Source organism: Ruegeria sp. BH6 (assembly GCF_056538105.1).
The window spans coordinates 1-14,470 of sequence record NZ_JBQFSR010000001.1; the positions used below are offsets into that span (position 1 = coordinate 1).

Annotated in this window: 12 protein-coding genes, 1 tRNA gene and 1 pseudogene; 6 read left to right on the forward strand and 8 right to left on the reverse strand. The window is 57.3% G+C overall.

Features of this window, described 5'->3' with window-relative positions:
* The 6 genes and pseudogenes from gcvT to glyA all read right to left on the reverse strand — a co-directional run.
* Positions 1-178, reverse strand: a pseudogene (gcvT, locus tag ACR0B8_RS00005) (glycine cleavage system aminomethyltransferase GcvT); the annotation flags it as partial.
* 16 nt (positions 179-194) lie between these two features.
* Positions 195-617: a universal stress protein gene (locus tag ACR0B8_RS00010; RefSeq protein ID WP_170347762.1), complete on the reverse strand. Its 423-nt coding sequence runs from the start codon at positions 615-617 to the stop codon at positions 195-197.
* 82 nt (positions 618-699) lie between these two features.
* The gene (locus ACR0B8_RS00015; RefSeq protein ID WP_226688796.1) at positions 700-2,070 is read right to left on the reverse strand and encodes an alanine/glycine:cation symporter family protein; all 1,371 of its coding nucleotides are present in this window, start codon (positions 2,068-2,070) and stop codon (positions 700-702) included.
* A gap of 25 nt (positions 2,071-2,095) precedes the next feature.
* The gene (gene lipA, locus ACR0B8_RS00020) at positions 2,096-3,040 is read right to left on the reverse strand and encodes a lipoyl synthase (protein ID WP_170347764.1); all 945 of its coding nucleotides are present in this window, start codon (positions 3,038-3,040) and stop codon (positions 2,096-2,098) included.
* Between the two features lie 14 nt (positions 3,041-3,054).
* The gene (gene lpdA, locus ACR0B8_RS00025) at positions 3,055-4,434 is read right to left on the reverse strand and encodes a dihydrolipoyl dehydrogenase (RefSeq protein ID WP_226688795.1); all 1,380 of its coding nucleotides are present in this window, start codon (positions 4,432-4,434) and stop codon (positions 3,055-3,057) included.
* A gap of 11 nt (positions 4,435-4,445) precedes the next feature.
* Complete coding sequence (glyA, locus tag ACR0B8_RS00030) at positions 4,446-5,699, reverse strand: serine hydroxymethyltransferase (protein WP_170360627.1); 1,254 nt, start codon at positions 5,697-5,699, stop codon at positions 4,446-4,448.
* Between the two features lie 146 nt (positions 5,700-5,845).
* On the opposite strand from glyA, the gene ACR0B8_RS00035 reads away from it, so the two are divergent.
* Complete coding sequence (locus tag ACR0B8_RS00035; protein WP_170360624.1) at positions 5,846-6,448, forward strand: helix-turn-helix domain-containing protein; 603 nt, start codon at positions 5,846-5,848, stop codon at positions 6,446-6,448.
* Between the two features lie 631 nt (positions 6,449-7,079).
* Here ACR0B8_RS00035 and ACR0B8_RS00040 read toward each other — a convergent pair.
* Positions 7,080-7,154, reverse strand: a tRNA-Gln gene (locus ACR0B8_RS00040).
* 430 nt (positions 7,155-7,584) lie between these two features.
* Between ACR0B8_RS00040 and ACR0B8_RS00045 the strand changes: the two genes are divergently transcribed.
* Positions 7,585-8,091, forward strand: a complete 507-nt coding sequence (locus ACR0B8_RS00045; RefSeq protein ID WP_170360615.1) for a ferritin — start codon at positions 7,585-7,587, stop codon at positions 8,089-8,091.
* A gap of 27 nt (positions 8,092-8,118) precedes the next feature.
* On the opposite strand, the gene ACR0B8_RS00050 is transcribed toward ACR0B8_RS00045, so the two are convergent.
* On the reverse strand, positions 8,119-8,607 hold the full coding sequence (locus ACR0B8_RS00050; RefSeq protein WP_413247482.1) for an SH3 domain-containing protein: 489 nt from the start codon (positions 8,605-8,607) through the stop codon (positions 8,119-8,121).
* Positions 8,608-8,777: 170 nt separating this feature from the next.
* Between ACR0B8_RS00050 and ACR0B8_RS00055 the strand changes: the two genes are divergently transcribed.
* From ACR0B8_RS00055 to ACR0B8_RS00070, 4 genes are all read left to right on the forward strand, one after another.
* Positions 8,778-9,764, forward strand: a complete 987-nt coding sequence (locus tag ACR0B8_RS00055; RefSeq protein WP_226688817.1) for a 2-hydroxyacid dehydrogenase — start codon at positions 8,778-8,780, stop codon at positions 9,762-9,764.
* Between the two features lie 39 nt (positions 9,765-9,803).
* Positions 9,804-11,597: a gamma-glutamyltransferase gene (gene ggt, locus ACR0B8_RS00060; RefSeq protein ID WP_226688794.1), complete on the forward strand. Its 1,794-nt coding sequence runs from the start codon at positions 9,804-9,806 to the stop codon at positions 11,595-11,597.
* 12 nt (positions 11,598-11,609) lie between these two features.
* Positions 11,610-13,031, forward strand: a complete 1,422-nt coding sequence (locus ACR0B8_RS00065; RefSeq protein ID WP_170547916.1) for an FAD-binding oxidoreductase — start codon at positions 11,610-11,612, stop codon at positions 13,029-13,031.
* Positions 13,032-13,097: 66 nt separating this feature from the next.
* Positions 13,098-14,372 carry a hypothetical protein gene (locus ACR0B8_RS00070; RefSeq protein ID WP_226688793.1) on the forward strand — a complete coding sequence of 425 codons (1,275 nt, stop codon included), beginning with the start codon at positions 13,098-13,100 and terminating at the stop codon, positions 14,370-14,372.
* Positions 14,373-14,470: the final 98 nt, after the last annotated feature.

Consider the following 14,470-nt stretch of genomic DNA (forward strand, 5'->3'; position numbering starts at 1 on the left):
GGATCACCTGACCCATATGCGACACATCAAACACCGCCGCCTTCTCACGACACTGCTTATGCTCACCCATAATCCCCAGCGGATACTGAACAGGCATCTCCCAACCCGCAAAATCAACCAGCTTGCCTCCCAACTCAACATGGAGATCGTAGAGAGGAGTGCGTTTTAAGTCAGTCATAGCTGTAGCCTTTCAATCAACGGGACTGGTCACGGACAACCATGACGGTGCAATGCGCGTTTCGCACAACACGGGCCAGGTTCGGGCCAATCTCATAGTTCGGGAAATCGCCTTTGGTCGACGCCATGACGATCAGATCAAAGCCGTCCTTGTAGGCAAGCTTCAGAATTTCGCGGTAGACGCTGCCTTCTTCGACATGCACCGGCACATCAGAGGCATTGGCGTGATCCAGTATGGCCTGAACCGCACCCCGCACGTGGTCTTTGGCGCCTGCGCCATAGTTGGCGGGTAGGTTCGGCAGTTGGATGATCTCGGGGATGACGGCGACCGTGTGCAGTTCGGCACCATAGAATTTTGCCTGTTCCAAAGCGACCGGCAGAGCCAGTTTCCACGAGCGGTCGTCAGTGTGATCAATAGGCAGCAGGATTTTCGTGGCCATCACGTCTCTCCTCGAGATAGAAAATTTGTTTCAAAGGCAGGGGGCCGGGTTGGCCCCCCCGTTTTTTTTGTCAGTGCCGAAGTTATTCGGCAGGTGAGCCGCCCGGTTCTTCGGACTGACCGTTCGAGGCAAAGAACTCTTTCGTCAGTTTGAAGACGATCGGGCTCAGCAATGCCAGAGCGATCAGGTTCGGGATGGCCATCATGGCGTTCAGCGTATCCGCCAGCAGCCAGACAAAGCCCAGATCTGCAGTCGCACCGAAATAGATCGCAACGATCCAAAGGATGCGGTAGGGCAGCAGGGATTTGACGCCCAGCAGGAACTCAACACATTTCTCGCCATAGAACGACCAGCCAAGGATGGTGGTGAAGGCAAAGATCGACAGCGCGATTGCGATCAGGTGACCACCGCCCGGAAGCGAGGTTGCAAATGCCAGCGAGGTCAGAGCCGCGCCCGACTCACCCGAGGTCCATGCACCTGTCGAGATGATAGCCAGACCGGTGATCGAGCAGACGATGATAGTGTCGATGAATGTACCCAGCATCGCGATTAGGCCCTGATTGACCGGACCTTTGGTCTCGGCTGCTGCGTGTGCAATCGGAGCGGAACCCAGACCAGCTTCGTTCGAGAACACGCCACGTGCCACACCGAAGCGGATTGCGGCCCAGACGGCTGCACCTGCAAAACCGCCTTCAGCGGCAGATGGGGTGAAGGCGTAGGTGAAGACCAGCGACAGGGCGTTACCGATTTCGCCAATGTTGATGATCAGAACCAACAGGCCAGCGACGATGTAAGCGATCGCCATGGCCGGAACCAGCTTACCGGCAACCGCACCGATGCGGGTAATGCCACCCAGGATAACGGCGGCGGTCAGGACCATCAGAATAATTCCGGTGACCGAGGTATTCACGCCGAAATTCGATTCCAGAACTTGTGCCACACCGTTTGCTTGTACACCGTTACCGATGCCGAAGGCAGCAATGGCACCGAATAGGGCGAAGGCCCAACCCAGCCAGTGCCAATTCGACGACAGACCGTTCTTGATGTAGTACATCGGGCCGCCAACAAAATTGCCCAGCTCGTCCTTCTCGCGATACTTCACCGCGCAGACGGCTTCGGCATATTTGGTGGCCATGCCCACCAGGGCGGTCATCCACATCCAGAACAATGCGCCCGGACCGCCCAGGAAGACAGCAGTGGCCACACCGGCGATGTTACCCGTACCGATGGTCGCCGACAGCGACGTCATCAGCGCGTTGAACGGGCTGATCTGACCGTCACCCTGACCTTCGCGGCCTGCGAACAACAGCTTAAAGCCAGTGCCGATGCGCAGGATCGGCATGAATTTCAGCCCCACCTGCAAGAAGAAGCCGACGCCAAGAATGAGAACCAGCATGAGCGGCCCCCACACGACGCCGTTGATGGCCCCTACGATTGAATTTAACGCTTCCATGGTTTCCCTCCCATTTGCGTTTGGATTATGCCCCGTTGGCGATAGCCCGTTGGCGGGCTTGCTTGAGGGCGGCAAAGTCTTCGTCCGCATGGAACGACGAACGGGTCAGCGGGGTTGCTGACACGTGCAGAAAGCCCTTGGAACGCGCGATTTGCTCCAGTTGGGCGAATTCGTCCGGAGACCAAAAACGATCAATCGGGTGGTGTTTCGCGGTCGGTTGCAGGTATTGCCCGACCGTCAGGAAATCGACCTGAGCCGCGCGCAGGTCATCCATCACCTGGCGAACATCGTTCAGGGATTCTCCCAACCCGACCATCAAGCCGGATTTGGTGAAGATCTCGGGGTTGGCGCGTTTGGCATCGTCCAGCAGCCGCAGCGAGGTATAGTAGCGCGCGCCGGGGCGAACGGACGGATACAGGTGTGGAACGGTTTCCAAATTGTGGTTGAAGACGTCTGGGGCAGCCTGGAACACGACATCCGCCGCGTCGCCTTTACCTAGAAAGTCGGGGGTCAGAACCTCGACCGTTGTGCCTGGGTTTTGGTGGCGGACGGCCCGAATGGTCTGAGCGATATGTTCGGCCCCGCCATCAGCCAGATCGTCCCGGTCCACGGATGTGATCACCACATGGCGTAGGCCCAGCTTTTTCACCGCGGCAGCGACGCGGCCCGGTTCAAAGGCGTCCAGCGCATCGGGGCGGCCCGTGGCAACATTGCAGAAGGAACAACCGCGCGTGCAGACCTCACCCATGATCATCATCGTGGCGTGACGCTTGGACCAGCACTCGCCAATATTGGGGCAGGCGGCCTCTTCGCAGACGGTCGCCAGATTGTGGTCGCGCATCAGACGGCGGGTTTCGTAATATTCGGCGCTGTCGCCCTTTTTCTTGCGAATCCACTTGGGCTTACGCGGGATGACACTGTCTGCCTTCTTGGCCTTTTCAGGGTGGCGGGGGCGAAGCTGGATGGTCATCTGGCAGGTCCCTCTTAGGCGTGGATTGCGCGGCCCATGGCGTCAAGGCAGGCTTCTTTGACCGCCTCGCCCATGGCTGGGTGTGCATGACAAGTGGCAGCGACCTCGGCGACGGTTGCGCCTTTGGTCATGGCCAGAACCAACTCAGCAATCAGGTCTCCTCCGTGGGCGCCACAGATGTGGGCGCCCAGGATTTTGCCGCTTGGGTCCGCCAGAACCTTGACTGCGCCGTCGGTGTCGCCGGTCGAACGGGCGCGCGAGTTGGCCATGAAGGCGAACTTGCCAACCGAATACTCGGTGCCAGCCTCTTTCAGCGCTTCTTCGGTCAGACCGACCGAAGCGACCTCGGGGTCGGTATACACGACACCCGGCACGGTGTTGTAATCGACATGGCCAGCATGTCCTGCGAGAGTTTCCACGCAGGCGACGCCGTCTTCTTCGGCCTTGTGCGCCAGCATCGGGCCGGGCACGCAGTCGCCGATGGCGTAAATGCCGGGAACCGAGGTCTGGAACGTCCCATCCACCTCGATGAAGCCGCGCTGATTTACTGTAACGCCCAGCTCCTCCAGGCCCAGCCCACGGGTGACAGGGCGGCGGCCCACAGCGATCAGGACCTTATCAGCCTCGATCACTTCTTCTTTGTCTTTGCCGACGCGATCAACGGTCAGCACCAGACCGGTATCGGTCTTTTCGACCGTTTTCAGCGCACGACCCAGCTGGAATTTCAACCCGCGCTTGGACAGTGCGCGTTGTGCCAGCTTGGCGATCTCACCATCAATGCCGGGTAGAACGCGGTCTAGATACTCGACCACGGTAACCTTTGCGCCCAGACGGGACCAAACCTGCCCCAGTTCCAGCCCAATCACACCTGCGCCGATCACGACCAGATGGTCCGGTACGCTCTCCAATGCAATCGCACCGGTTGAACTGAGGATGTCCTGCTCGTCAATCTCGATCCCCGGCAGCGAGGTCGGTTCCGAGCCGGTGGCGATCAGAATGTTCTTCGCCTCATAGACATCATTGCCCACTTTGACCTGTCCGGCGACGGGGATGCTGGCCCAGCCTTCGATATGATCGACCCCGTTTTTCTTGAACAGAAACGCGATGCCTTTGGTCAGGTCGCCTACGATCTTGTCCTTACGCCCCATCATCGCGGGTACGTCGATGCTGGCCCCCTCGACCGCAATGCCGTGGGAGGAGAGATGTGCAAGTTCGGCATACTTGGCCGAGGAGGTCAGCAACGCTTTGGAGGGGATGCACCCCACATTCAGACAGGTCCCGCCAAGTGCCCCGCGCCCTTCGACGCAGGCCACTTTCAGTCCCAGCTGAGCCGCGCGGATCGCAGCGACATAGCCGCCCGGTCCGCCCCCGATGACAATCAGATCGTAGGTCATGACGCTAACTTTCAGTAGATCGGGTGGCTTGCGCACAGGGCGCGCACTTTTTCACGGGTTGCTTTTTCAACGGCTTCGTCTCCGCCCGGGTTCTGCGCTAGCGCGTCCAGAACGTCACCGATCAGATGGCCGATCTGCTTGAATTCCTCGGGGCCAAAGCCCCGGCTGCAACCGGCCGCAGTACCCAGACGAATACCGCTGGTGATGGTGGGTTTCTCGGGGTCACCGGGCACGCTGTTTTTGTTGCAGGTAAAGCCAGCGCGTTCCAGCGCGGCTTCGGCGTCTTTACCGGTTACGCCAACCGGGCGCAGATCCACCAGCATCAGGTGGTTTTCCGTGCCGCCCGAGACGATGTCGCAGCCACGTGCCATCATAACGTTGGCCAGAGCCGAGGCACTGTCGACGACGCGCTGCATGTACTCTTTGAATTCGGGTTTCAGAGCCTCACCGAAAGCGACGGCCTTGCCGGCGATCACATGCATCAGCGGGCCGCCCTGCAAACCGGGGAATACGGCTGAGTTGATCTTTTTCGCCAGCGCTTCGTCATTAGTCAGGATGATGCCACCGCGCGGACCGCGCAGGGTTTTATGCGTGGTCGATGTCACGATATGAGCGTGCCCGACGGGAGAAGGGTGCAGGCCGGTTGCAACCAGACCGGCGATATGCGCCATGTCGGCTAGCAACCAGGCGCCAACCTCATCCGCAATCGCGCGGAAACGGGCAAAGTCGATTTTTTGCGAATAAGCCGACGCGCCTGCAATGATCAGTTGGGGCTTTTCGGCCTTGGCCAGTGCTTCGACCTGATCATAGTCGATCAGCCCCGCATCGGTCAGACCATATTGGATCGGACGGAACCATTTGCCGGATTGCGCCGGTTTCGCGCCATGGGTCAGGTGACCGCCCGCGTCCAACGACATGCCCAGAATGGTGTCACCGGGGCTGAGCAACGCTAGCTTGACCGCGCCATTGGCCTGGGCGCCCGAATGGGGCTGCACATTCGCAAATTTGCAGCCAAACAGCTGCTTCAACCGGTCGATGGCTTCCTGCTCGACCTCATCCACATATTCACATCCGCCATAATAGCGGCGGCCGGGATACCCTTCGGCATACTTGTTGGTCAGAACCGAGCCCTGAGCGTCAATCACAGCCTGAGAGACGATGTTTTCAGATGCGATCAGTTCGATCTGTTCGGCCTGACGGGCGCCCTCGCGTGCAATCGATGCAGCAATGGTCGGATCGGCCTGTGTAAGCGACGTTTTGAACATGGTCATCTCCTCTGATTTCGAATCTCCGGTTCGAAACTATGTTTCCTATAGTGGAATTGATTCCCTTAAGGCAACATAAATCTCTTATTCGTGAAGTTGCGTGCGACTAAGGGAATATGTAAGCTGGAAAGAACGAGGAGATTTTCATGGGCGAAGACCAAAGAAACGAAGGGGTTACACCCGAAGAACTGGATGAAGGGGCGGCCTTGGGGCGTTCCATCCGCGACGCGCGACGGGAAAAAGGCTGGACTCTGGAAGAGGCCGGGCGTGCGGCAGGTATCGGGCGATCGACCCTGTCGAAGATCGAAAACAATCAAACCAAACCCAGCTTTGAGATCGTGAGGCGGTTGACACAGGCGCTGGATATGAACCCTCCGCAACTTTTTCTTCAATCGGGTCAGTCAGGCATAAACGGTCGGCGGGACTATACCGCTAAGGGGCAGGGTGAGTTCCGGGAAACCGCCACCTATTTGCACGAATTGCTGTGTTCGGATCTGACAAGCAAACGCATGCTGCCCTATGTGGCCACGATACGGGCCCGCGATATCTCTGAGTTTGACCCCTGGATCCGACATTCGGGCGAAGAATTCATGTACGTGCTGAGTGGCGAGTTGATCTTTATCTCGGAACACTACCGCCCTCTGCCGATGAAAACGGGTGATTCACTGTATTATGACAGCAGCATGGGGCATGGCTGTGTGTCGACCAGTGAAGAAGACGCGCAGGTTCTTTGGGTGTCGTTGGAATAGGTCGTGTACCTGGGAAATTAGGCGTTACCGCAGTTTTTCACCTTTCCGGTGTGGCTTAGGTTTCGCGCACAGAAGAACTAAAAACCCAGTTTGTGGAAATTTCAAAATTGAGGTTAGACGTCTTGGGATGGACCGCTAAAACCTGCTGTGATCCTTTGCTGTCGCGGTTTAAGAACAATCTATGCGGTCAACTTCGTATATCCGAAGAGTTTCGGAGCTTTCAGCGGCTTTCGGCAGCTAAAAGTCAGTCTGGCATTTCCGACCAGTAATGTCTGCATTCGGAAGAACGAGCGGATTTCTGTGCATTGGCAGCGAACGTTCGCCTCCCTGAAGAACCGTCCCGAAACAGTACCAACCCGGGTTCGTGGGGGCGAAGGTCCGCTTCCTCGATCTCCGGAAATCCTCGCTGCGGAGCGGCGAATGCACACTTTCCGCGCCAATTACCGACTTTTTAGTCCCTTGGCAGCATGTGCCGCGGTGGTTCTTGGAAATGAACAAATCAGCAAACTAGGCCGAGAGCCCACTACCAAATCCGCCGAATTTGTTGAAGATTGCGTTCTAGCCCGCCAAAAGTTGGTTTTCTAACCGGACAAGTCGCGATTCATACCGGATGGCACACTAAGAGAAAAAGTGGCTGGGGTGGTAGGATTCGAACCTACGATACACGGTACCAAAAACCGCTGCCTTACCACTTGGCTACACCCCAACGGTGAGGCGCTGTCTACGATTGTTGGTTGGAGGGTTCAAGGGCTTTCGAGTGAAAAAAACTGACTTGGAGCAAAATTTTTTTTCCACGCTCCCGACGATCCAAATTGGCGAAATTTCCGGTCATGGATTGCCTATCTGGAAAAGGATTTATTGGTCACAAAGCCTATGGGAAAGGTCTGAAAGTGTTGAACACGGCCACTGTGTTCGAAGGGCGGAGGGTCTTTCACTCACGTTCTGAGCGGCGTTTTGAAGCTGGGAAATACATTGACCCGGAAATTCGCCCCGGATTTGCAAACGCCTTTCATTTGCAGGGATCGACATCTAAAACATTGAAATTAAATTATAAAAATAAGAAACTGGGTTGCGGGATTCCTTGAAAATACGTAGCAATGCAAATGAACCGGTACCCCGTGTCACAGGAGACGAAGATGAAGCTGAACCCGAATGTCGCAGAAGCACTGAACCGTCAAATCAACAGTGAACTTCAGGCATCCTACACCTACCTTGCGATGGCCGCATATTTTGAATCGCAGGATCTGCCAGGATTCGCGCAATGGTTCCGTAGTCACTCGGTTGAAGAACAAACACATGCCATGCGTATCTTCGATTTTGTGGCACAGCGTGGCGGGAGAATCGAACTGGAAGGCATCGACACACCCAAGATGGACTATGACTCGCCGGTCGAGGCGCTGGAATATGCGCTTGCCAACGAGGAAAAGGTCACAGGTCAGATCAATGCACTGTTTGAACTGGCGCACGGGGTCAAGGAATACAGCACGCAAAACATGCTGAACTGGTTTTTGGCCGAGCAGAACGAAGAAGAAGACTTGTTTGGCAAGATTCTCGACAAGACCAAGGCGGCCAATGGCGATCGGTGGAACCTGTTGCTGTTGGACAAGGATATGGGCACGCGACCAACCCAGGCTACGGAATAGGCGACGGGACGGCTGTAGTCGCCCCCGTTACTCGCGGATTTCAGAGGGGTCGACTCCCCATAGGCTCGATTTCCGGGCCCAGCCGCGGTAACCGCCAGCCGAGATTTGGCACCAGTCCAGGCTGCAACTGCCTAGGCGCGCCACCACCCCGGATTCGAATTGGGCACTGATCTGCGCATTTGGGTCGGGGTTGGCATAGACAGGCAGCATTTCGGATTCGATCAATACGGTCCGCACGCCGGACAGTAGGGCATAGTGAACCCATCCGCCGGCACCGTCACGGTCCTGAACCTTGCGCCAATTGCCGTATTCAGCCGTGATTTGCAGCGGCATGCCGCGCCGTTTGAACACCCAGTCGATTCGATGTGTTAACGAAGGACCACGCCGAACATTGCCCTCGGCGGCCTTCATCGAAACATATCTTGGCAATGGCAGGTTGGTCACAGGGCCGCGGGCATCCTGTGCGCTGGCAGCCAAAGTGCCCAGCACAAACAGAAATACGGACAAAACCACCAGAAGGCGGCGTTTTACCGATAGAAAACCACTCACTGACTGCCTGCTCTTGTGCCTGTTGATTTGGTTCCGAAAAAAGGTCGTCTCAATGCGTTGGGGTTCTTGTGCCCCGCCTTATCCTGCGCCACGATGCCATGGCGCGCGAAGGTTTGCAAAGCGATGGGAGGGCGAAAGTGCCAAGAGAACGTCTGAGTGTTGTTGTAACGCGACGGTTGCCCGAGGCAGTGGAAACCAGACTGAGCGAGTTGTTCGACGTCCAGCTGCGCGAGGATGACACCCCCATGTCGCGCGAAGAGCTGGTCGCAGCAGTTCAGAGTGCAGATGTCCTTGTTCCAACGGTGACCGACACAATTGATGGCGGTTTGCTGGGGCAGGCGGGCGAAAACCTGCGCTTGATCGCCAATTACGGGGCCGGTGTCGACAATATTGATGTGTCGACGGCGCGACAGAGGGGCATTCTTGTTTCCAACACCCCCGGTGTGCTGACAGACGATACGGCCGATATGACCATGGCATTGATCCTAGCGGTCACACGGCGTTTTCCCGAGGGGGTCGGTGTGATGCAACGGGGAGATTGGACCGGCTGGGCGCCGACCGCGCTGTTGGGTGGGCGGATCGGTGGTCGACGCCTTGGCATTCTGGGCATGGGTCGGATCGGCCAGGCCGTGGCCCGCCGTGCCCGTGTCTTTGGAATGCAGGTGCATTACCACAATCGTCGTCGCCTACGCCCTGAGGTCGAAGACGAGTTGGAAGCCACCTATTGGGAAAGCCTAGACCAGATGGTCGCTCGGATGGATGTTCTTTCAATTCATTGCCCGTCGACCCCGTCGACCTTTCATCTGATGAACGCGCGTCGGTTAAAGTTGCTGAAGCCCTCGGGGGTGGTCATCAACACCTCTCGGGGTGAAGTGATTGACGAGAATGCGCTGACGCGTCTGATCCGATCGGGTGATATTGCAGGCGCAGGGTTGGATGTTTACGAACATGGCACTCAGGTAAACCCGCGTTTGCGGCAATTGCCCAATGTTGTTTTGCTGCCTCATATGGGATCGGCCACGTTGGAAGGGCGGATCGAGATGGGTGAGAAAGTTATTATTAATATCAAGACCTTCGAAGACGGGCATCGCCCGCCGGATCAGGTTGTGCCATCCATGTTGTGACGCAGCCGCGCCGAAGGAACAATTTTTCAGGAGGATACGATGCGACGAAATCTGATTTCAGGATTGTTTGTGACGGCGTTGACCTTTGGCGGGGCGTCCTTTGCGCAGGAAACAGCGGATGCGGTAGCACCCGAGGGTGCCTCGGACGGGCAGGTTCAGGGCCTGACCGACGAAGTGATTGCCTCGCTTGAGGCGAAGTTGGCCGGTCAGCCCGTGACTTCGCAGAACTGGATGGTTGCTGCGGCGAACCCGTTGGCCGTTGAGGCCGGAGCCAAGGTTCTGCGGGCCGGAGGGTCTGCGGCGGATGCCATGGTCGCGGTGCAGGTCGTGCTGGGGTTGGTCGAGCCTCAATCCTCGGGCCTTGGCGGCGGCGCGTTTCTGGTTTGGTACGACGCGGCAACTGGCAAGTTGACCACGCTGGATGGGCGCGAGACGGCTCCGCTGGAAGCGAACCACCGCCTATTCCACGATGAGAATGGTGAGCCCTTGCAATTCTACGATGCCGTGGTGGGGGGGCTGTCAGTCGGTACGCCCGGTACGCCAGCGTTGCTGGAAGAGGCGCACCGGCGTTGGGGTCGCAGCCCGTGGCCCAGCCTGTTTCAGGATGGCATCACGCTGGCGGATGAAGGGTTCCTTGTATCTCCGCGATTGGCCACTTTGGTCGAGGCAGATGCTGAGAGGCTATCGCGTTTTCCTGTGACGGCTGAATACTTCCTGCCCGGTGGTACGCCTTTGCAGCAAGGTCAGCGCCTGATGAATCCGGACTATGCGAACACGTTGCGTGTTTTGGCCAGTGAAGGGTCGGCCGGGTTCTACGGCGGTGAAATCGCCGCCGGCATCGTCAGCACGGTGCGCGGAGCGCCCGGAAATCCCGGAGTTCTGTCCGGCGTAGATCTGGCGCTGTATCAGGTGATTGAACGCGAACCGGTCTGCGCTGCCTATCGTGTTTATGAGGTTTGCGGCATGGGGCCGCCCTCATCCGGGGCGCTGACGGTCGGTCAGATCCTTGGCATGCTAGACGGGTATGATCTGACCGCGATGGGCCCCGAGGATGCGAATGCTTGGCGGTTGATCGGCGATGCGTCGCGTTTGGCCTTTGCGGATCGCGGCCGTTACATGGCCGATCACGACTATGTGCCGATGCCCACGCAGGGTCTGGTCGATCCCTCCTATCTGTCTGAACGCGGGCAACTGCTGGGCGGCGAGGGCGCTTTGATCGAAGCGACCCCGGGCAATCCAGAGTTCGATCACGCGTCGAACTGGGCGGATGATGTTTCGCTCGAGTTGCCCTCGACCTCGCATATCTCGATTGTCGACCAATATGGCAATGTGCTGTCGATGACCACGACGATTGAAAACGGGTTCGGCTCACGGTTGATGACCAACGGGTTCCTGCTGAATAACGAACTGACCGATTTCTCGTTCAAAACCCACAGCGATGGTGTTCCGATTGCTAACCGGTTAGAGCCCGGCAAGCGGCCTCGTTCCTCGATGAGCCCGACGATAGTCATGCAAGATGGCAAACCGGTATTGGCCATTGGATCACCCGGTGGAAGCCGCATCATTGGCTATGTCGCCAAGTCGATTATCGCCTGGGCGGATTGGGATATGGATGTGCAACAGGCGTTGTCACTGCCGCATCTGGTTAATCGCTTTGGCACCTATGATGTGGAACAAGGCACCGCAGCCGAAGGGTTCTCGGACCCGTTGATCGAGCTGGGGTTCGAGGTGAACCCGCGCGATCTGACGTCTGGCCTGCATGCGATCGAGATCGGAGAGGTCCTAACCGGTGGCGCGGATCCACGTCGCGAAGGCATCGCGCTGGGCGAATAAAAGGAAAATTAAATGGTGCAGGCAGCAGCGTTGCCGCGAAACGAGGCCGGGATTGAAACGGCTGTCAGTATTCTAAAGCAGAAGTTTGGTGATCGCCTGCAAACTGGCGAGTCGGTCCGAGAACAGCATGGCCACACGACGACCTGGATCAACAATCAGGTTCCGGACGCGGTGGTTTTTCCCCGTTCGACCGCGGAAGTATCCGAGATTGTCAAAACCTGTGCCCAGCACAAGGTGCCGGTGATCGCCTTTGGCACCGGCACATCGCTGGAAGGGCATGTGAACGCCCCGGCGGGTGGTATCTCGGTCGACTTGGGCCAGATGAATCAGGTGTTGGCCGTGCATGCAGGTGATCTGGATTGCGTTGTTCAACCAGGGGTGACGCGAGAAGACCTGAATACCCATCTGCGCGATCAGGGCCTGTTCTTTCCCATTGACCCCGGTGCCAATGCATCGCTGGGCGGGATGGCGGCAACGCGGGCCTCGGGCACCAACGCGGTGCGCTATGGCACGATGAAGGACAATATCCTCAGCCTTGAAGCGGTCATGCCCGATGGTCAGATCATCCGCACCGGCCACAGGGCACGGAAATCCTCGGCCGGGTATGACCTGACCCGCTTGCTGATTGGGGCCGAGGGCACGCTGGGCATAATCACCGAACTCACCCTGCGTCTGCAGGGTATCCCCGAGGCGATCACCTCGGCCCGGTGCTCCTTTCCAACAGTTGATGCGGCCTGTCAGGCGGTGATGATGACGATCCAATACGGCGTGCCCGTGGCCCGGATCGAGCTGTTGGACGAACTGTCAGTCAAGGCAGCCAACGCCTATTCCGGGCTTAGCCTGCCGGAAACACCTTTGCTGCTGTTGGAATTCCACGGATCGGAATCCGGCGCAGTTGAGCAGGCCGAAACCTTTGGTCAGATCGCTGAAGAGTTCGGTGGTACGGATTTCGCCGCCACCTCAACAACGGAAGAGCGCAACAGGTTGTGGCAGGCCCGGCATGATATGTACTGGGCCAGTCTGCAACTGCGCCCCGGTGCGCGGGGGATTTCCACCGATGTCTGCGTTCCGATCTCGCGCCTGGCGGAATGCGTCACCACGACCCGGGACAAGGCCAAGGAACTGGGCCTGATGGCACCGATCGTGGGGCATGTGGGGGACGGGAATTTTCACACTCTGCTGTTGATCGACATGGACAACGCCGATGAGGTGGCGCGGGCGGATGGGTTTGTCGGTTGGCTGAACGATCTGGCCATCTCGATGGAGGGCACGTGTACCGGTGAGCATGGAATCGGGCAGGGCAAGCGACCCTATCTGATCAAGGAACTGGGCGCGGCGGTCAGCTATATGGATGCAATCAAAAAAGCACTCGACCCGGACAACATCATGAACCCGGGGAAAATCCTGTCGAATGCAGATTTCGACCATCTTTAAAATTTCGGGCTGAAAGCCACAAGGCTGCCCAAATTCCATTCTATCTTTCGCAAAAATGAGCAGCGATTGATTTTGGAATCTCAGATGGGCATTTTGCGGATTTTTGGTTTTATGGTGGTCGTAATATCGACTATTGCGGGCCTTGATTATTACCAACAGGGCAAAAAGCACGAAGGCACTTTGTCCGTCAGTGGTTATGTCGAATCGATCAAGCACCGTTTTGCGCAACAACAGGAAGAGCGTGAGGTCAAAGCCTTTGAACGTAACCGGAAAAAACGCTGGAAAGCCGGGGCAAAGTCTTATCTGCCAGCGGCCAGCGCCGGATGGGCACAATTTGAGCTGACCCAGATGGACAGCGCGCCCGTCGATACGGTGCTTTCGAATTATGCCCCGATCCCCCTGATCAGTTCGGTATCTGGTACGGCTGAACTGATGCGTCTGGTGAAAGGCGGCAAGAAAGGGATCGCGCGCAAGCTGAGCGAAACCGGGCTGGTATATGCCAAAGGTGATAAGGTCGTCTGGTTCGACATCAGCCTCAAACCAAAATCGGCGAGTAACTCGCTGGCGGGCATGGCCCTTTCGCGGCAGCAAAAATTCATGTCGCATACCGCGATCAAACAGGGTTTTGCGGTGATTGACGGTGTCGCATTCATGGAAATCACTCAGGACCTGACCAATCCCACCGAAGCGGTGGATTATCGCAGGATCATCGGGCGGATCGGGATTGACGAAGAGGTTGTGATCCGGATGGGCACCAATGCCGATGACGCCACGATTCTAGAGCTTTTGGAGGCCGTCGATTATGCTTCCCTTAACACTTTACTGACTTATCCGTCGCTTGTGGTGGGGCAGGGTGTTTCGGTCCAGCAAGACCGCCAGCCAGAAGTCGCCGAAAAGATGGATCAGCTGTATAAGGAAATGCAGTTGGTTCAGGAAAAGACCACCGATGAAAAGCTCAAGAATCTGGATGTCACGGCGATGATGGTCAATTCGTTGACGGCGTCGGACTTCAACAGCGATGGCATCATGGATATTACCGGGGGTGAGGTATTCGAAAATCAGGACATCCTGCAAATTGGGTATGGTCGGGCGCAAAAACTGCTGTTGGACTCTGATCAGCGCCAGGCGGCTTTGGCAGAAGAGGACCAGGCCAAAGGATCGGGGTTTTTCAACAGGCTGAAAAACAAGCTGCCAGCCTTTGCAGCGCCCAAGTACAAGGATACGGCAGTGAAACCGGCCCCGAAAAAAACCTCGCAACCAGTGCGCGTGCATAAGGGCGGGTTAGGGACGTCCTGCGCGCAGGTTGGCAGCATCAAGCGGTGTTCAGCCTCGGGACAATAACGCCAATCACGATGATTCCGCAGTCTGTTTACGGTAGCGGGTCGTTTTTTTTCTCTCACTGGTCGGATGAATGTCGCGCCGGGTGCTTCAAATGCGCC

Coding starts and splice junctions, on each gene's coding strand:
- ACR0B8_RS00010 (WP_170347762.1), bottom strand. CDS start 617: ATGGCCACGAAAATCCTGCTGCCTATTGATCACACTGACGACCGCTCG.
- ACR0B8_RS00015 (WP_226688796.1), bottom strand. CDS start 2,070: ATGGAAGCGTTAAATTCAATCGTAGGGGCCATCAACGGCGTCGTGTGG.
- lipA (WP_170347764.1), bottom strand. CDS start 3,040: ATGACCATCCAGCTTCGCCCCCGCCACCCTGAAAAGGCCAAGAAGGCA.
- lpdA (WP_226688795.1), bottom strand. CDS start 4,434: ATGACCTACGATCTGATTGTCATCGGGGGCGGACCGGGCGGCTATGTC.
- glyA (WP_170360627.1), bottom strand. CDS start 5,699: ATGTTCAAAACGTCGCTTACACAGGCCGATCCGACCATTGCTGCATCG.
- ACR0B8_RS00035 (WP_170360624.1), top strand. CDS start 5,846: ATGGGCGAAGACCAAAGAAACGAAGGGGTTACACCCGAAGAACTGGAT.
- ACR0B8_RS00045 (WP_170360615.1), top strand. CDS start 7,585: ATGAAGCTGAACCCGAATGTCGCAGAAGCACTGAACCGTCAAATCAAC.
- ggt (WP_226688794.1), top strand. CDS start 9,804: ATGCGACGAAATCTGATTTCAGGATTGTTTGTGACGGCGTTGACCTTT.
- ACR0B8_RS00065 (WP_170547916.1), top strand. CDS start 11,610: ATGGTGCAGGCAGCAGCGTTGCCGCGAAACGAGGCCGGGATTGAAACG.